At 66.7% G+C, this 17,519-nt stretch carries 15 protein-coding genes; 9 read left to right on the forward strand and 6 right to left on the reverse strand.

Annotated elements, in window-relative coordinates:
- Window positions 1–169: 169 nt before the first annotated feature.
- Window positions 170–775 (reverse strand): MerR family transcriptional regulator, encoded by a 606-nt coding sequence (locus tag G5C66_RS25930; protein WP_338144136.1) that lies wholly within the window; start codon window positions 773–775, stop codon window positions 170–172.
- A 1,030-nt stretch (window positions 776–1,805) separates the two neighbouring features.
- Between G5C66_RS25930 and G5C66_RS10490 the strand changes: the two genes are divergently transcribed.
- The 3 genes from G5C66_RS10490 to G5C66_RS10500 all read left to right on the forward strand — a co-directional run bounded on the left by G5C66_RS10490 (window position 1,806) and on the right by G5C66_RS10500 (window position 3,933).
- Window positions 1,806–2,486: a DUF5343 domain-containing protein gene (locus tag G5C66_RS10490; protein WP_165110891.1), complete on the forward strand. Its 681-nt coding sequence runs from the start codon at window positions 1,806–1,808 to the stop codon at window positions 2,484–2,486.
- Complete coding sequence (locus G5C66_RS10495; protein ID WP_206443930.1) at window positions 2,483–3,028, forward strand: TIGR02391 family protein; 546 nt, start codon at window positions 2,483–2,485, stop codon at window positions 3,026–3,028. Before G5C66_RS10490 ends, G5C66_RS10495 begins: the two co-directional genes overlap by 4 nt.
- A gap of 251 nt (window positions 3,029–3,279) precedes the next feature.
- A complete protein-coding gene (locus G5C66_RS10500) occupies window positions 3,280–3,933 on the forward strand; it encodes a YdcF family protein (RefSeq protein ID WP_206443931.1) in 654 nt (217 codons plus the stop codon).
- A gap of 18 nt (window positions 3,934–3,951) precedes the next feature.
- Here the strand turns inward: G5C66_RS10500 and G5C66_RS10505 are convergent, their stop codons facing one another.
- Complete coding sequence (locus tag G5C66_RS10505; protein WP_165110893.1) at window positions 3,952–5,163, reverse strand: helix-turn-helix domain-containing protein; 1,212 nt, start codon at window positions 5,161–5,163, stop codon at window positions 3,952–3,954.
- Between the two features lie 441 nt (window positions 5,164–5,604).
- On the opposite strand from G5C66_RS10505, the gene amcB reads away from it, so the two are divergent.
- From amcB to G5C66_RS10520, 3 genes are read left to right on the forward strand one after another with little or no spacing between them, the layout of a single operon-like run.
- On the forward strand, window positions 5,605–6,735 hold the full coding sequence (amcB, locus tag G5C66_RS10510) for a cyclophane-forming radical SAM peptide maturase AmcB (protein WP_165110894.1): 1,131 nt from the start codon (window positions 5,605–5,607) through the stop codon (window positions 6,733–6,735).
- Between the two features lie 12 nt (window positions 6,736–6,747).
- Window positions 6,748–6,957, forward strand: coding sequence for a multiple cyclophane-containing RiPP AmcA (gene amcA, locus G5C66_RS10515; protein WP_165110895.1), 210 nt, complete (start codon window positions 6,748–6,750; stop codon window positions 6,955–6,957).
- A 39-nt stretch (window positions 6,958–6,996) separates the two neighbouring features.
- Window positions 6,997–7,671, forward strand: coding sequence for a pentapeptide repeat-containing protein (locus G5C66_RS10520; RefSeq protein WP_165110896.1), 675 nt, complete (start codon window positions 6,997–6,999; stop codon window positions 7,669–7,671).
- A gap of 149 nt (window positions 7,672–7,820) precedes the next feature.
- Here G5C66_RS10520 and G5C66_RS10525 read toward each other — a convergent pair whose 3' ends face one another.
- From G5C66_RS10525 to G5C66_RS10540, 4 genes are all read right to left on the reverse strand, one after another.
- On the reverse strand, window positions 7,821–8,636 hold the full coding sequence (locus G5C66_RS10525; protein ID WP_165110897.1) for a substrate-binding periplasmic protein: 816 nt from the start codon (window positions 8,634–8,636) through the stop codon (window positions 7,821–7,823).
- A 322-nt stretch (window positions 8,637–8,958) separates the two neighbouring features.
- Complete coding sequence (locus tag G5C66_RS10530; RefSeq protein WP_165110898.1) at window positions 8,959–11,106, reverse strand: alpha-galactosidase; 2,148 nt, start codon at window positions 11,104–11,106, stop codon at window positions 8,959–8,961.
- Window positions 11,103–13,157 carry a beta-galactosidase gene (locus G5C66_RS10535; RefSeq protein WP_165110899.1) on the reverse strand — a complete coding sequence of 685 codons (2,055 nt, stop codon included), beginning with the start codon at window positions 13,155–13,157 and terminating at the stop codon, window positions 11,103–11,105. Before G5C66_RS10535 ends, G5C66_RS10530 begins: the two co-directional genes overlap by 4 nt.
- Window positions 13,154–14,194, reverse strand: a complete 1,041-nt coding sequence (locus G5C66_RS10540) for a LacI family DNA-binding transcriptional regulator (protein WP_165110900.1) — start codon at window positions 14,192–14,194, stop codon at window positions 13,154–13,156. Before G5C66_RS10540 ends, G5C66_RS10535 begins: the two co-directional genes overlap by 4 nt.
- A gap of 111 nt (window positions 14,195–14,305) precedes the next feature.
- On the opposite strand from G5C66_RS10540, the gene G5C66_RS10545 reads away from it, so the two are divergent.
- From G5C66_RS10545 to G5C66_RS10555, 3 genes are read left to right on the forward strand one after another with little or no spacing between them, the layout of a single operon-like run.
- On the forward strand, window positions 14,306–15,253 hold the full coding sequence (locus G5C66_RS10545; RefSeq protein ID WP_338144137.1) for a carbohydrate ABC transporter permease: 948 nt from the start codon (window positions 14,306–14,308) through the stop codon (window positions 15,251–15,253).
- Complete coding sequence (locus G5C66_RS10550; RefSeq protein WP_165110901.1) at window positions 15,253–16,122, forward strand: carbohydrate ABC transporter permease; 870 nt, start codon at window positions 15,253–15,255, stop codon at window positions 16,120–16,122. The genes G5C66_RS10545 and G5C66_RS10550 overlap by 1 nt, the downstream gene beginning before the upstream one ends.
- 15 nt (window positions 16,123–16,137) lie before the next feature.
- Window positions 16,138–17,481 carry an ABC transporter substrate-binding protein gene (locus tag G5C66_RS10555; RefSeq protein ID WP_165110902.1) on the forward strand — a complete coding sequence of 448 codons (1,344 nt, stop codon included), beginning with the start codon at window positions 16,138–16,140 and terminating at the stop codon, window positions 17,479–17,481.
- The last annotated feature ends 38 nt before the right edge of the window (window positions 17,482–17,519 follow it).

A 17,519-nucleotide genomic window follows, 5' to 3' on the forward strand; every position in this document is an offset into this window, starting at 1 on the left:
GATGGCCGGCCGATCACGCACTTTCCGGCGGGCATACGCCACCCACCGCGACAAGCGCAGAGAAGTTATGCAAGGCCTCGTCGTGGACCATAGGAGTTCGCGAGCCCGAACCTGGGCACATGAAGTTGCTAGCCGGCTCGTGAGGAATTGCCCGGAGATGACCCAACGTCTACTGGACGGGCTCTGCGGGGAGCTCTCCGAGCACTAGTCTGAGTTCCTTGGCCAGCGAGGCCAGTGATATTCCGAACATTGCACGTCCTGAAGCCATGAGGTCCAGCAGTTCGTCGTCTCGGTTTGCCTCGTATACGGACTGCCCATCGCTCATCAGAGTGATGTCCGTCCACCGGGGACACGGATGCTTGCGGAGATGCAGGATCGCGATTCGAATCTGCTGCAGACTCACCCCTGCGTCCAAGAGCTTCTTGGTCAGGGCCAAAAGGAGGATGTCCTCGAAGGAGTACAGTCGCTGCGTCCCAGATCCCTTCACGACGTTGATCGAGGGCTCTACAAGGCCGGTCCGTGCCCAATAGTCGAGTTGACGGTAACTGATGCCTGCGGCATTGCATGCTGTGGGGCCGCGATATCCGACGTCGCCCGGGGGAGGGGTCGCCTCTTTCACGAGGTCTAGGTCTGAGAGGCTCGATCCAGGTACCTCTCGTGGCGGGAGTTCCAAATCTCGCGTCCGACGGAGTTGGAGCAACACCTGGTCGACGTCTGAGCCGGCCTCCTGCGACCTTTCGACCGCTTCGATGGCCGCCTCAAGCCCTTCGACCACGCCGCCTTCGCGCCCGGCGTTGTATGCCTGATCGGGGGATAGGACGCATCGATCTTCGTCTCCGCGACCTCCAGGCGTAGAGGGATTCGCTTCATGAGCGCGAGCACCAGCAATAGTGCTCCCAGGGCGATCATGGTGGCGCAGGGCGCTCCGGACTTCTCGTTGAAGGTGCCGACGATGCCCGAGGTGAGAAGGATGACCGCAAACACCCAGCATGCTGCGATTCCCCGAGAGGTGAGCGGTAGCGATGTGATGCGCGGCTCGCCGGGCGGGAGTAGATCCTGAGGGGCCTCGTCCGTCATGCGACCACTCTTTCATCTAGATGGACGCCTTGAGGCTGAAGGAGCGTACTCGAGATATCCCTAGCTGGTGACCTACGCGGCCGCGGTACCGCGCGTCTGCAACTCCAGGCCGACCCGATTGTGATGGGTGTATCTGGCTCGTGGCGTGGCGAAGGATTGCCGGCGGGGGCAGGCCACCGGGGCGCTGACGGACGCCGATCCGAGGAAGTTGAACTGCGAGTGCTGAACTCAGCCTGACCCTGCGATGACTGCAATGTTGACCAGAAGGTCCGCTGTAACCAGCGCAAAGGCGGTAACGCCCCTGACTGCCCATCGACTACGGCTCATGCCAACCACCTTCTTCCTCTCGTCTTTGGCGTCTGAGACGCCCCTTGCTGCTACGAGCGAAGCCAGGATGTGAAGCACTACAGCTAGTGTGACGAACACCAGGGCCAGAACCGGGCAAGCCCGGCTCAATCCAGCAGGAGCGATTCTTACACAGCACACGCGTGCCCGTCTGGCGAACGGGAGCAGTCGACCTACCAGTGTCCGCTGGCGGCGGAGTGACGCAGTCCGAGGTGGGGCCTTCCTGCGGAGCGACGCAATGTTCGGCCGGTTTCCGGTAAACCTAGGCGGGTCGGCCCGCGGGCTTGAGAAGCGGGACCATCCGCCTTGGGCAGCGCGTTTTCACTTCACAGATCGAAGCCCGGAGGTACTGTCGTGGGGCCGGTGAAGATTTAGGAGGAAGTGTGCCCACATATCCCTATATCTCTGGACAGGGTGCCGTCGTTCAGACCTTCACTCGGCTCCGCTCCGGAGTGCCGCCTCGGGTGGACGCCGGGTACCTGCAGCGCGCCAACATTGCGCCTGCGAACGAGTCGTACATCATCTCGATCATCCGTTTCCTTGGACTGATCGACGAGGACGGCACTCCGGTGCCGGATAACACCCAGTTTCTCTACGGCCACGACGAGGCGTTCAAAGCGGGGATCGAAGACCGGCTCCGCGCTACCTACTCGCAGTTGTTCGGCGAGATGGGCGACGCGGCTCTGGAGGCTGACAAGGGCGTACTGACTCACTGGTTCCGGATGATCGACAAGAGTTCGGAGGTCGTCGGACAGCGTCAGGCGGCGACCTTCCAGACACTGGCCGCCCTCGCCGGGCACGGTGACCTCCCGACCGTCAGGACCAACACCACCAAGAAAACGGCGGCCGCGCCCAACGGCACAATCAAGAAAAACACCGCCAAGAAGACGGCCGTCAAGAAGACCCCCGATGTGCCGGGCGGCGACGGCGGCGGTCAGATTAAGGGCCAAGACGCCCAAGGGGTCGGGCTCACAGTACGCATCGAGGTCAATCTTCCGCCGGGCGGCGACGCCGACACCTACGACTCGATCTTCGCGAGCATCAAGAAGCACCTGATGTCGTGAATTACCTGCTGGACCGCTTTGAACGCATCGTGAGGTCCGTTGGCGAGGTGCAGGCCGCCCAGGTTGTCGAGACCAAGGTGACCGATAGCGCCGGCATTACGGACAACGTCGCCGTCGGACTCACGACTGCGGAGGCTGCGCACCCGTTCGAGACGCGGAACATCCATCCGGACCTCCCGCCGCGGGTGCGGAACCTCTTCGACGACGGGCACTGGGAGGAATCGGTCTTCAGCGCCTTCAAATTCATCGAGAACGAAGTCAAGCGAATCAGCGGGCTCGCGGGTAAGACCGGTTACGCCCTCATGATGGATGCCTTCAACGAAGCGAGTCCCGACGTCCGACTGAACGCACTCTCGACGGAGTCTCAGGTGGACGAGCAGAAGGGCTTCAAGTTCATCTTTGCGGGTGCCGCGACGGGCATCCGCAACCCGCGGGGCCACGAGGTTGAGATGGGCGACACCCCCGACGATGCCCTGGACTACCTGGCGCTCGCATCCCTGCTCCTCCGGCGGCTCGACGTTGCCGGGCTCCGCGGGCCGTAGGCCACGCCGACCGGGCCAATGTTTTCGTCGCTCGCGGGCTCGGCCGCTCGTGAACGATGAAGACGATGTCTATCGGGTCTATCGGTGCCGCTTCAGGCAACGTTCTGGGCGGAGTCTCGCACTGGGATCGAATATGTGGCGATCACGCGCTCCCGAGCGACGAGGCATTTGCCGGGTTCGTTGAAGGCTCCGAAGTCGGCGTTCACGAGTGATCAGGAATGGATGATGGACTCGCATGGCAGACTGAGCCGATGCCATCGACTGCGCTTGACGATGCCCTTGTTCTGTGGGACTTCCATCAACTTCCCGATGAGCCTCGTCCAACCGATGTGGCAATCGCGCTGGGTAGCCATGACATCGGAGTGGCAGAGCACGCTGCGGACCTCTTCCGTGCCGGTCGATTCCCGCTGATCGTCTTCACCGGGGCGAACGCGCCGACGACGGTGAAGGACTTCCCGCGGGGCGAAGCGGTCCACTTCGCCGAGCGTGCCGAGGAGTTGGGGGTGCCGCGCAGCGCGATCCTCGTAGAACCCCGTGCGACCAACACCGGCGAGAATCTGACCTATACCCGCGAGCTTCTCGCCGAGCAAGAGATCAGGGTGACGAGCGCAACCCTGATCAGCCGTCCGTACCAGCAGCGGCGGGCATACGCGACAGCTCAGAAGCTGTGGCCAGAGCTGGATGTCGTGTGCTCGGCTCGCAGCCAGGAGCTGGGCGCGTACATCGCGTCGATCGGCAGCGAGAAGCGAGTGCTGGACATGCTGGTCGGTGACACCCAGCGCCTGTGGGTGTACGCAGAGAAGGGGTTCGCGGCACCGCAGCTGGTCGACGACAGGACGATGGCCGCGTACAAGCGCCTGGTCGCGGCCGGGTACACGAGTCGCCTGGTGGCCCAGTCGGTCTGACGGATCCGGCGTCGACCCTCAGGCCACGCCTACGCGCTCGGCGAGTTCGACGAGGCGCAGCGGTGGCTTGCCGCGCTGGGTGCGGATCCAGGTCTGCACGAGATGGCGGCTGAGGTAGTGGTATCGGACTTGCTCCGGGGCCGCCTGCTCGGCTTCGAGGATCGTGGCGGGGGCGTCGTCGCGTTGGTTGGCGTTGCTGTAGGCGCGGGATAGCTCGAGCGCGTGCCGAACTCGACGTTCGGTGGGGACGCCACTCGTATCGAGCGTGGGACCCAGCGAGAGCGCGACCTGCAGATCACCGAGTTCCATGGATGTCGAGACTCGGTGGATGGCGACGTTGGTGGGCCCGAACGCGGTCCACATCAGGTTGTGATCGCTGCCCAAGCGTTTCGCTGCTCTGGTGGCGCCGTCGAGGAAGTCTCTGACTGTGGTTCGGTCGTCGGCTCGTGCGGCTGCCATCGATCCGGCGAGGAGCGCCGTGCCGTAGACCGAGGTGAGTGTGCGTCCAGCGCTGGCCATGTAGGGGTCGAGGAACGCGATGGCGTCGTGGGTTAGGCGCGCGGCCTCAGTGTATTCGCCGGCGGATTGGAGCGAGTGTGAGAGTGATCGTAGGAGCGATCCGATCACGAGAGGGTTCTCGCTGAGCTGTGCCGCTTCCATGCCTCTGTTCGAGGCGGTCCAGGCGAGGTCGGTCTCGCCGAGCTTGGTGAGCAAGGTCGCAGCGAGGTGGTACGCGAGCGCAAGCCTGCCGGACGCAATGCGGCTGTCGTCGCCGTCGTACGCCGCGACCGCACTCTTAGCGTCCGGAATGAGGGCGGCGAGTTGGGCTGTGACGTGCCCAAACCGAGCCGCTTGGTAGGCGCTCCAGGCATCGTCCAGCCGCGCGACGAGCTCTTCTAGGGTTGTCGGGTCCGTGGTCGGCGCGCTGCGGAACCCGGTGCCTGGGCGGTAGTCCATGAGGACGGACCTGAGCGCTGGCACGGTGTGCTGCCCGCTGTCTTCGGTCCACGCCAAAAGGGACGGTTCGGCGATCAGGTCTGCGAGGGTGATGTCGAGGGCGTCGGCGATGAGCCGAAGCACCGAGAGCCGATCCAGGTCGATGCGGCCGTTCTCGATCTTGCTCAGCCAGTCCGCCGTGCGCCCGACACGGCCGGCGAGAACGTCTTGTGAGAGACCACGACGTCGCCGGTACCAGGCGATGCGCTCGCCCACGGTGAACTGCGTCGTCATCCCTCGCACGGGAATGAGCCTGCCACCCGAAGGGTGCGGTTGTCTCGCATGCGGTCGGGGCCGGCGCAACGACCCCGGAAATTCCTTCCGGGTCGGAATTTCCTGCGGGGTCGGAAGGCCGAGCGGTCAATAGCGTCAAGGGGACCCGGCGTCGAGGCTCCTCGGCGCTGGGTCACCCAACCGGACGACCTCGGGAGTAATGAAGATGGCGCCTGCAATCGAGACCACCGACCCGCCAACCGACGTGCTGATGTACGTGTATCGAACCCGCGCAGGCGCATTCTGGCATCTGGCGCGGCCCAGCCTGATTGGACGCGCAAGCTACGTCTTCACGCGCTGTGGGCGTCGCCTGGGCCGATGGAACCTCATGCCAGCGCGGCGACGGGCAGAAGTCAGAGATGACGCGCTATGCCCTGCGTGCCGTCGAAAGGGGGCCAGCTGATGCGGTCGCAACATCCCTCAGCGGCGGCGTACGACCGTTGGATCGCGCCACGGCCAAGCCTGGTGATCATGCAGCCGACCACGCTGTGCAACCTGGACTGCAGCTATTGCTATCTGCCCGAGCGGATGCGACGCCGTGAGATGAATGTCGAGATGGCTGCGGCGGTCGCGAGCAGCATCGCGGACCAGCCGGTGGACGACGTGGTCGAGGTGTGTTGGCACGGAGGAGAGCCATTGGCGACGGATCGTGACCACATGATCGGGTTATGGAAGCAGTTCGAAGCGCTGCGTCATGCCGGGAGAGTGGTCCACAGCCTGCAGACGAACGCCACCCTCATCAACGATTCCTGGTGCAAGCTGATCACCGCGTACGACGTGAAAGTCGGCATCAGCCTTGACGGGCCGATGCACCTCAACCGAGAGCGAGTTGATCGCGCTGGGCGTCAGTCTTTCGACCGCGCTATGGCAGGGATTGAGCGGCTTCGTGCCCATGGGATCGACTTCTCGATGATCGCTGTTGTCGACCCGAGTCGCGCGGCGGCGGCTGAGGTGCTCGACTTCGCGACGGAACTCGGTGCCTCTGCGGTCGGGATCAACATGGAAGAGCGGGAAGGGATCAACCTCGATCGGCCACTTCCTACGACCACTACCGCACGGGAGTTCTGGGCCGACGCAATCGCGTGGTCGCTCGAGCACCCGGATACGGAGGTGCGCGAACTCGAGCGGATCGCGAGCTACCTCCGGCTCATCCGCATGGGTGACCGCGACTGGTGGGAGTCGCATCGGTTCGATCCGCTGCCCACCGTGACGTTCAACGGAGACGTCGTGTTGCTATCCCCGGAACTCGCCGGGATCAAAGACGGGAACTACGGCGACTTCATCGCCGGCAACGTTCGCCACCAGAGCATCGGCGAGATTCTCGCCTCGGCGAACCGTCTGCGATACGTCGCCGAGTTCCTTGACGGTCTCAATAGATGCTCTGCCACCTGCGGGTTCTTCGACTTCTGCCGGGGTGCTCAGGCGGGAAATCGGTACTTCGAGAACGGCCGCTTCGACACGACCGAGACCAACTACTGCCGGGTGAGCAGGCAAGAACTCGTTAAAGCCCTCGTCGAGACAACGCCGAACTAGGAGAGAACGAACATGGAGACTTCCTTTCAGACCATGCCGGATCCAGGCACGGAGCTCGCGAGCCTCCTGCGCACCGGGCATCCGATCCTTGATATCGCGACGCATGAGACAGCACCGTCGCCGACGGCATTCGACAATCGAAAGTCCTGGGACAACTGGGCCAAGACCGGGCCCAAACGCTTCGACAACCGGCCGACCTGGGACAACTGGAAGAAGAGGTAGATGCCTACCCCGACTCGCGCGCACATAGGGTGAAGGCCCATGGAGACGTTCACGATCCGCGATACACGCGTAACGCTACCGGCCCTCGACGAACGTGATCTGCAGGCGGCCTCCACCCTTGAGACAGTCGATGACCCGATCACCTATTTCTCCTACCGCGATCAGGCCCTTCGTCTCCTGGAGATCGTCGACTCGCGCCTCCACGACGGGCTGATTCAGGAGGTGACGACCGAGCGGACGCACATCGCCGACGTACGCCTATCGTCGATCGAGTTCGCCGACTGCGAGCTGGCCTCGCTCGTCATCGTCGACAGCAGACTCACACGCGTCAAGTTCAAAAACTGCCGCCTCCTCGGCGCCAGGTTCAGCGAGGTCACGATGGAGGACGTCGTGTTCGAACGGTGCCGCCTCGACTATGCGACCTTCACTCACGTCGTCGCGAAGGGCGCCGTCGCGTTCGTCGGATGTTCGCTGACCGAGGCCGAGTTCGACGGCAGCGACCTCAGCCGAGCTGCGTTCACCGAGAACAGGCTGGCGCAGACCGCGTTCGGCCCCGGCACCTACCGCGATACGGACCTTCGCGAGAACGACCTCTCTGCGATCTCTGGGGTGGTCAACTTACGCCAGGCGCTCCTCGACCGTCACCAGTTGGCTGACCTCACCGGTGCCCTGGCTCACGACCTCGATCTCACTTTCGCGGACGACCTCGAGTAGCCCGCTTCGGCGGACGCACGAAGTGCTTGAAGGCTCGACCCCGCGAGTCGTCAGTGCCCCTGCAGGCTTCGCCGGGTGACCGCACGAATTCCTTGAACCTGACCGGCGCACCACCGTCGCCCCACGCCACGATGGCCTCGGCCAGGGGATCAGAATCCCTTGTCGCGGAACACGTCGGAGAGCGGGTCCGCCTTGAAGTAGGTGGTCTTGATCTTCAGCCACTCACCACTGAGGACCATGTCCTTCAGGACACCGTCGATCTGCTCCTTGCGCGGGTCGCCGGAGCGGACGACGAAGCCGATCGGGGCGTCCTCGACCTGGTAGACGATCGGCTCCTCCAGGGCGATGGGCGCTGCCTTGATGATCGACTGAGCGTACGGAGCCCCGTGGAAGAACGCGTCCGCCTCGCCTCGCCCGATCGCATCGACGGCGGCGCCGACGTTCGGGGCCCTGACGATCTCGACCTCGTGGTACTTGTCGCGGAGGTAGGACTCCTGGATCGCACCACCGATGACCACGATCCTCTTCCCGTCGACGTCGCGGCGCTTCTGGATGGTCGACCCCGCGGGCGTGAGGAAGGCGACGTACGTCGAGAAGTAGGGAGCGCTGAAGTCGAACTCCCGCTCGAGGTCCGAGGTCCTGGTCACCTGGGCCCCGATCATGTCGATCTTTCCTTCGCGCAGGGCCGGGAAGAGCTCGTTGAAGTCCATCGCCACGAACTCGGGCGTGAGCCCCATGTCCTCGGCGACGCTGCGGGCCATCTCGTAGTCGAAGCCCTTGGTCGTGTCGCCGCTCTTGTAGTAGACCGGCTCGGTGCTCTCGACGCCGATCCGGAGAGTGTCGCCACCGGCCGTGGCGCTCGCCTTGTCGGTGGCGCGTGGCGCGGGTTCGGAGATGTGTCCGCTGAAGATGATGGTGGCCAGAAGGGTCAGTGCGCAGGCGACGATGAACTTGATCCGGTTCATGTGGGGGTCCTGTTGCTCGTACGATGGCACCAGCCCGGCATTCTCGACACCGAGGACCGAAACGCATCGCCCCCGATGTGGCTGATTCGTTGCCAAATCCAATCGTCATCATCGCGCCACGTCCATGGGTCTTTAGTCCCGGCAACCGCTCGCATCCGGGCTCTGACCGTGAGAAGTGAGTCAGATCACGTGCTCGGTCCGTCATGCGGAATTTCGCTCAACCAATACGATGGAAACGGACAATGAACGCCTGATGTCGCGATGGTCGATCGACTCACTCCGCGACCTGGAACGACCGCATCTCGTCCTTCGTCGGGTACGACTACGCCTCCGCGACCAGGTGCACGATGACCAGGTCGTCGGCCTCCAGCAGGGGCGCGATGATGCCGACCTCGTCGAGCAGTCGGCCGCTCATCACCGTGCCGCCGTCGTACCAGGCGGGTCGCGGGCGGTCCTTGGGTGACACCGCGAGAGGCACGGGCAACACCCGGTACGCTGTCTCCGCGGTCAGGCCGGGGAACCGGATGCGGCCGGCCGGCTGGCCCAGGGTGAGGTCGAGCGCCGACAGGCGGAACAGGGCCTCGCGCCCGTCATGGGCGACCACGCCGTCCAGCTGAAGGCCGTCGTCGAGGGTGTCCGCCCGTACGACGCGGCCGGAGTGGAGCAGCCCACGGAACCGTTTGTGGAGCGCGATCCAGGCCCGGAGTTCCTCGCGCTCGTCGTCCGGCATGGTGGTGAGGTCCCGCTCGATGCCGAGGTGGCCCCACATCGCGGTGCCGGCACGGAAGCGCAGGGTGTGCTGGCGTCCGGTGGTGTGGTCGGAGCTCGATCCGACGTGGGTGCCCATCAGCTCGGGCGGGAGGGTCAGCCCGGTCCAGCGGACCAGACGGTGTCCTTCGTGGGCGTCGATGCAGTCGGAGACCCAGGCCCGGTCGGTCCGCTCGAGGACTCCCAGGTCGAGGCGCCCGCCACCGCCGCAGCAGGACTCGATCTCGAGGCCGGGATGCTCGGTGCGGAGTGCGTCCATCAGGCGATAGGCCGCGAGCGTCTGCAGGTGGACCGCGGGCCTGTGGTCCCGGCCGCGGCCCGCGCCGGTCAGCGGCCGGTTGTGATCCCACTTGATGTAGGCGATGTCGTAGCGGTCCACCAGCGTCGAGATCTGACCGAACACGTGGTCCCAGGCGTCGTGGTTGGAGAGGTCGAGGACGTGCTGGTTGCGCGAGCTGATGCCGGGGCCGGCGTGGGTGCCGAGGATCCACTCGGGATGCTCCCGGGCCACGTCGGAGTCGAGGCTGACCATCTCGGGCTCGAACCACAGCCCGAACTCCATGCCCAGGCCCTGCACGGTCTTCACCAGAGGGGTGAGGCCGTCCGGGAACACGTCCTCGTCCACCACCCAGTCGCCCAGCGAGCTCGTCGCGTCGCGTCGCCCCTTGAACCAGCCGTCGTCCAGGACGTAGCGCTCGACGCCGAGCTCCGCAGCGCGCTCGGCGAGCTCGATCAGCTTGTCCATGTCCCGGTCGAAGTAGACGGCCTCCCAGGTGTTGAGGAGCACCGGTCGCTCGCGCCGCGGGTGGGTCGGGCGCGCCCGCAGGTGCTCGTGGAAGCGACCGGAGAAGGCATCGAGCCCCTCGCCCCACGAGGCGTAGAGCCAGGGTGAGGCATAGGTCTCGTCGTGGCCCAGCACCATCTCGCCGGGCATGAGCAGCTCGCCTCCGCGCAGCAGCTTCCAGCCGGTGAAGGAGTTCTCGGCGCAGAGCACCTGGTTTCCGCTCCAGCCGAGGTGGACACCCCACACCCGACCGGCACGGAAGCCGAACCCGGACCTGCCGGCGCACAGCACGGTGGTCGAGTCGTGGCCGGGGCGGCCACCCCAGGCCTCGCGTACGTGCTGTCCCTGGGTGAACGCGTGGCGCTGCGGGGTGCGCTCGTGGGCGTGCCGCCCTGCCATGCCCAGGAGCTCGTCGGCCTCGGCCGGCACCGGCAGGGCCGGCTCGAGCAGTGTCACCTCGTACGGCGTCTCCGCCAGGTTCCGTACGCTGGCACGCAGGCGCAGCAGACCGTTCCCGAACAGCTCGATCTCGGTGGACACCTCGACGCCGGCCGGCCGGTCCAGCGCGACGCTGGTGAGCCGGGTGCAGTCGGTCGACTCGGAGACGGTGTGGTCCACCGAGTCGAAGGTGAGCGCCCAGGCCTGCCCCGCTCGGCTGCCCAGCAGACCCGGACGACCGACCCAGCCACTGGTCTGCTGCGGCAGCACGGAGGCCCACGAGTGCTGGTAGATCGGCCCGTCGAGGCTCGGCATCTCCAGCGAGCGGAGGAGGTCGGGCAGGTGCTCCTCCGTGGTCTCGCCGAGATCCGGTCCCCAGTGGAGGATGCACGGGAGCCCGGTGGAGTCCAGCCGGACGACCAGGCTCGTGTCGCCCCGACGAAGGTGCACGCCGCGGGCGTGGCGGGTCGTGCCGATCATCGGACGGCGCGGGTGAGCACGGCCACCCCGGAGCCCGCCAGTTCGACGCCGTCGGCGCTCGAGGAGAACATCGGCTCGCCGAGGTCGCCCAGATCGCCGAGGTCGACCACGTCGTCGGTCCGGTTGACCAGGAACCAGTACTCCCTCTCGCCGTCCGTGCGGATGGCGAGCTCCACCCGGCCGCGAAGCGCCTCGGGCAGCTCGCTCTCCACGCCCGCGGCCTGCAGCAGCCGGCCCAGCAGCGGCTCGAGACCGTCCGCGCCCAACCGAGTGGAGACGTAGGTCGCCGAGCCGGGGCCGACCGCCCGTCGGGTCACGGCCGGACGGCCCGCCTGCAGACCCGTCTTGTACGTCGCGAGGACCTGCCTGTCGGGAGCCGTCGCGGTGATCCGGTCGGTCCACAGCGTCCCGGTGCTGCCGTCGTCGAGAACGACCTCGTCCCCGTCCAGGAGCGGCCCGAACTCCTCGATGCGGATGCCGAGCAGATCGCGCAGCGCACCCGGATGGCCACCCGGCAGCACGTGGTTGTTCTCGTCCACGACGCCGGAGAAGTACGTCGTGATCAGGTGGCCACCACGGTCGACGAACTCCCTCAGCCGGTCGGCCGTCGCGGACGGCATCACGTGCAGCACCGGCGCCACGACCACGTCGTAGCCGTCGAGCGGCGCGCCGGCGGGAATGACGTCGGCCCGGACCCCGAGCCCGAGGAACGCGGCGTACCAGTCGAGCGCCTCCGCCCGATGGCTCACCGAGGAGCTCGGGTTGGCATCCAGGTCGAGGGTCCACGACGACTCGATGTCGAAGAGGATCGCGGCGCGGGCCTGCCGTCGTCGCGACCCGACGACGGGGGCGAGCTGCTCGAGGTGTCCGCCCAGCCGGACCACCGTCCGGTAGACGTCGCTGTCCTCGCCGGCATGGGGAACCATCGCCGAGTGGTACTTCTCCGCGCCGGCCAAGGACTGCCGCCACTGGAAGAAGCAGACGGCGTCCGCGCCGTGCGCCACGTGGGTGAGCGAGTCGCGCACCAGCGCGCCCTCCGCCTTGGGCGGATTGATCGCGCGCCAGTTGACCGCGCTGGTCGAGTGCTCCATCAGGAACCACGGCTCACCGCCGGCGATCCCGCCGGTCAGGTTGGCCGAGAACGACAGCTCGTCACGAGCGCGGTCGTCGACCAGGACGTAGTGGTCGTTGGAGACGAAGTCGACCTCGGCCGCCCAGTCGGCGTAGTCGATCCCGTTGAAGTGCGACATGACCATGAAGTTCGTGGTCACCGGCACGTCGGGGGTCAGCCGGTCGAGGATCTCTCGCTCGGCGCGGAGGTGGTCCTTCAGGGCGTCGGAGGAGAACCTCTTGAAGTCGAGCTGGTGCGTCGGGTTGGGAATCGTGGGCGTCAGCCGCGGCGGCAGGATCTGGCTCCAGTCGCTGTAGCGCTGCGACCAGAACGCGGTGCCCCAGGCGTGGTTGAGCCCGTCGAGGTCGCCGTACCTCTGCGACAGCCAGGCGCGGAACGCCACCGCGGCGTCGTCGGAGTAGTCGTAGAGGTTGTGGCAACCGAGCTCGTTGGAGACGTGCCAGGCGGCGAGCGCGGGGTGGTGGGCGTACCGGCTCGCCATCATCTCGACGACCGCCAGGGCGTGCTGTCGGAACACGGGTGACGTCGGCCGCCAGTGCTGCCGGGCGCCCGGCCACATCGTCTCGCCGGTGCGTGTGACCGGGAGGACCTCCGGGTGCGCGGCGCTCAGCCAGGGCGGCGGCGAAGCGGTCGCGGTGGCGAGGTCGACGGCGATGCCGTGGGCGTGCAGGAGATCCATCACCTCGTCGAGCCACGCGAAGTCCCAGGTGTCCGCGGTCGGCTGCAGGCGAGCCCAGGAGAAGATCCCGAGGGAGACGACGTTGACCCCGGCCTGACGCATCAGCCGGACGTCCTCGTCCCAGACCTCCCGCTCCCACTGGTCGGGGTTGTAGTCGGCGCCGAAGCCGAGCGGTCCGCGAGCGCTCTCGGTCGTGAGCGATTCGGGCCACCGCACCCAGCGCTGGCGTCGCCGGCTCATGCGGTCGTCCTGCGGGGCGCGGCGGTGCTGGCCCGGACCACCAGCCTGGGCGGCACCAGGACCTCCTGGTGCTCGTGCTCGCCGGACTGGATCTCCCGGATCAGGGCATCGACCGCCCCCCGGCCGACCTCGGCGAACGACTGGTGGACGGTGGTCAGTGGCGGCCAGAAGTACGCCGCCTCCTCCATGTCGTCGAAGCCGACGACGCTGACGTCCTCGGGGACCCGGCGACCGCGCTCGTGCAGGGCTCTCAGGAGCCCTAGGGCCATCTGGTCGTTCGCGGTGAACACCGCGGTCACCTCCTCGTTGTCGGCCAGCCGGAGGCCGGCCTCGTAGCCGGCCCTGGTCGACCAGTCGCCCGACAGCACCGGCGGGACCACTCGGCCATGGGCCTCGAGCGTCCCCTGCCACGACGCCCGGCGGCGCCGCGCGGAGTAGGACAGCTCGGGCCCGGCGACGTGCCAGACCGTCTCGTGCCCGAGCTCAAGCAGGTGCTCGGTGGCCAGCCGCGCACCATGGGCCTGGTCGTTGTCGACGATCGGGTAGTCGTACTGTGCGCTGGAGTCGACCACGACCACCGGAAGTCCTTCCGGCACGGCGACACCGTCGAGCCGGTGGGTCTCCACCAGGATGATGATGCCGTCCACAGCCTGCTCGCCGAGCTGGTCGAACGCCGCCCGCACGGCCTCCTGGGTGGCGTCGAGCACGGGCAGCAGGTTGATGGCGTACCCGGTCTCCGTGGCGGCGGCCGCGATCGCGTCGAGGGTGTGGGTGGTGCCGACGCTGGAGAGCTCGAACGCGATCACGCCGATGCTCTGGAACCGTCCGCTGCGCAGCGCCCGGGCGGCGCGGTTGGGCCGGTAGCCGACCTCGCGCATCGCGGACAGCACCCGCTCCCGGGTGGCCGGATCGACATAGCGGGCGCCGTTCGCGACCCGCGAGACCGTCTGCCCCGAGACACCGGCGATCCGTGCGACGTCGGCCTGCGAGGCCCCTCGTCGTGGCACTGGTGTCCCGGCCGTGCTGTCTGTCGCCATGGGCCGAATAATCCTTCCGCCAACCTGTTGACGTCAACATGTGTCGTGCGTCACTGTACCTGTTGACGTTAACAGGCCGCCATCGAGAGGCGGTGAAGGGAGGCGGGACCGGTGTCCCAGGGCGTGACCCAGTTGGAGAGAAGCCGGGAGGGCCGTGGTGCTGCGCGACCACCCGTGCCCGGTCGCCGGTGGTCGCGCAGCGACACGAAGGGGTGGATCTTCGTCGGTCCGTTCCTGGCGGTCTTCGCGCTGACCTTCCTGGCGCCGATCGGCTACGCCGCCTATCTCAGTCTCTTCCGCGCGCAGGCGTTCTTCGGCACCACGGAGTTCGTCGGTCTGGACAACTACGTCGACGTGTTCACCGACGACAAGTTCTGGGACGGCTCGTTCCGGGTCCTGCTGTTCCTCGTCGTACAGGTGCCGATCATGCTGGGCCTCGCCCTGGTGGCCGCGCTGGCCATCGACAGCGCCCGGCTCTACGCCACGAGCTTCTTCCGGCTCGTGATCTTCCTGCCGTACGCCGTTCCCGGCGTCGTGGCCGTCCTGATGTGGGGCTTCATGTACGGCACCAACTTCGGGCTGGCCGCCGACCTCAACGACCTGTTCGGAACCTCGATCGCGCCGCTGAGCAGCAACTGGATGCTCGCCTCGATCGCCAACATCGTGACCTGGGAGTTCGTGGGCTACAACATGCTGATCTTCTACTCCGCGCTGCGCACGGTGCCCGGCGAGATCTACGAGGCCGCCGCGCTCGACGGCGCCGGGGCGCTGCGGACCGTGCTCTCGATCAAGATCCCCGCTCTGCGCGGGGCCATCCTGATCGCCACGATCTTCTCGATCATCGGGACCTTCCAGCTCTTCAACGAGCCGAACATCCTGCGCACGCTGGAACCCAACGTCATCACGACCTACTACACACCGAACCTCTACGCCTACAACCTGTCCTTCGGCGGGCAGCAGTACAACTACTCGGCGACGGTCGCGATCGTGATGGGCCTGCTGACCGCGGTGATCGCGTACGCCGTCCAGCTCCGCGGCTCGCGAGAGGCGATGAAGTGATGCGCCGGGTGAGCGCGTCGCCGCTGACGCCGCGACGATCGCCGCTGCTGACCGTGCTGATGGCGCTGTTCCTCGTCTACACCCTGGTGCCGCTGGCGTGGCTGATCCTGAGCGCCACCAAGACGCAGGACGACCTGTTCTCGAGCCCGGGACTGTGGGTCGGCGACGAGTTCGCGTTCTTCAGCAACGTACGCGACACGCTGAGCTATCGCGACGGCATCTTCCTGCGCTGGCTGGTGAACACCCTTCTCTACGTCGTGGTGGGAGCCGGCGGCGCGACCCTGCTGGCCACCGCGGCCGGCTACGGCCTGGCCAAGTACAAGTTCCCCGGACGCCGCGCGGTCTTCGCCGTCATCATCGGCGCCGTGGCCGTGCCCGGCACCGCCCTGGCCGTGCCGACGTTCCTGATGTTCTCGAACATGGGGCTCACCAACACGGTCTGGGCGATCATCATCCCCTCGCTGATCAGCCCGTTCGGCCTGTACCTGATGTGGGTCTACGCCGCGGACGCCGTACCGGACGAGCTGATCGAGGCGGCGCGCATCGACGGCGCCGGCGAGATCCGGATCTTCTTCACGGTCACGGTGCGCCTGCTCGCTCCCGGCATCGTCACGGTGCTGCTGTTCGCCGTGGTCTCGACGTGGAACAACTACTTCCTGCCGCTGATCATGCTGAGCGAGCCGAAGCTCTACCCGCTCACGGTGGGCCTCACCCAGTGGAGCGCCCAGGCGACGGGCGCCAACGCGCAGCCCGTCTACAACCTGGTGGTCACCGGATCCCTGCTGACCATCGTCCCGCTCGTCATCGCCTTCATCCTCCTCCAGCGGTTCTGGCAGTCCGGCCTGAGCGCGGGAAGCGTCAAACAGTGAAATGAAAGGAACGACATGTTGATCATCAGTGGGCGCAGAGCCCGCCGCCGGATCGCCCTTGTCGCGGCAGCCCTCACGGCCGCCTCCGTGCTCGCCGGCTGCGGCTCGGAGGACGCGGGCGGCAGCGGAGGCGAAGGCACGGCCGCAGACCTCGACGCCGCCCTCGAGGAGGGTGGCACCATCACCTACTGGACGTGGACCCCGTCCGCCGAGGCCCAGGTCGCGGCGTTCGAGGACCAGTACCCGAACGTCGACGTGAAGCTGGTCAACGCCGGCACCGGCAACGACCACTACACGAAGCTGCAGAACGCGATCAAGGCCGGCTCCGGCGGCCCCGACGTGGCACAGGTCGAGTACAAGGCGCTGCCGCAGTTCGCGCTGCCGGGGGAGCTGGTCGACCTGCGCCAGTACGGGTTCGACGAGTTCGAGTCGGACTACACGCCGTCGACCTGGGCGTCGGTGCAGGCCGGGGACGGCCTCTACGGCCTTCCCCAGGACTCCGGTCCGATGGCGCTCTTCTACAACCAGGAGGTCTTCGACGAGCACAAGCTCGAGGTGCCGACCACCTGGGACGAGTACGTCGAGGCTGCCCGGACCATCAAGAAGGAGAACCCGTCGCAGTGCATCACCAACGACAGCGGTGACGCCGGCTTCACCACCAGCATGATCTGGCAGGCCGGTGGCACGCCGTTCGAGTCCGACGGCGAGAGCGTCACGATCGACCTGCAGGACGAGGGCACGCTGAAGTGGACGGGCGTGTGGAACCAGCTCGTCGAGAACGAGCTCGTCTGCAGCATCCCCGGCTGGACCGAGGAGTGGTACAAGGCGCTCGGTGACGGCACCATCGCCAGCATCGCGCTCGGCGCGTGGGCGCCGGGCGTCTTCGAGCAGTCGGTGCTGGAGGGCGCGGGCAAGTGGCGGGCCGCTCCGATGCCGACGTACGACGGAAAGCCGGCGACCGCCGAGAACGGCGGCAGCACCCAGTCGGTGCTGAAGCAGAGCAAGAACCCCGCGCTGGCAGCGGCCTTCGTACGCTGGCTCAACCATGACGAGGGCGTCGAGCCGTTCCTGGAGAGCGGTGGCTTCCCGGCCACGGTCGCGGACCTTGAAGACCCGGCGTTCGTCGACAAGAAGCTCGACTACTTCGGTGGCCAGCAGGTCAACCAGGTGCTCACCGAGGCGGCCACCCAGGTGGTCGAGGGCTGGCAGTACCTGCCCTACCAGCTGTACGCAGACACGATCTACGGCGACACCGTCGGCAAGTCCTACCAGACCCACTCCGCCCTCGAAGGCGGTCTGGAGGCTTGGCAGGAGGCGCTCGTGAAGTACGGCGACGAGCAGGGCTTCAGCGTCAACTGACGCCCGAGGGATCCACGACCGACGGAACGGACAGCCGC

The organism is Nocardioides turkmenicus (genome assembly GCF_011045035.1).
GTDB lineage: Bacteria > Actinomycetota > Actinomycetes > Propionibacteriales > Nocardioidaceae > Nocardioides > Nocardioides turkmenicus.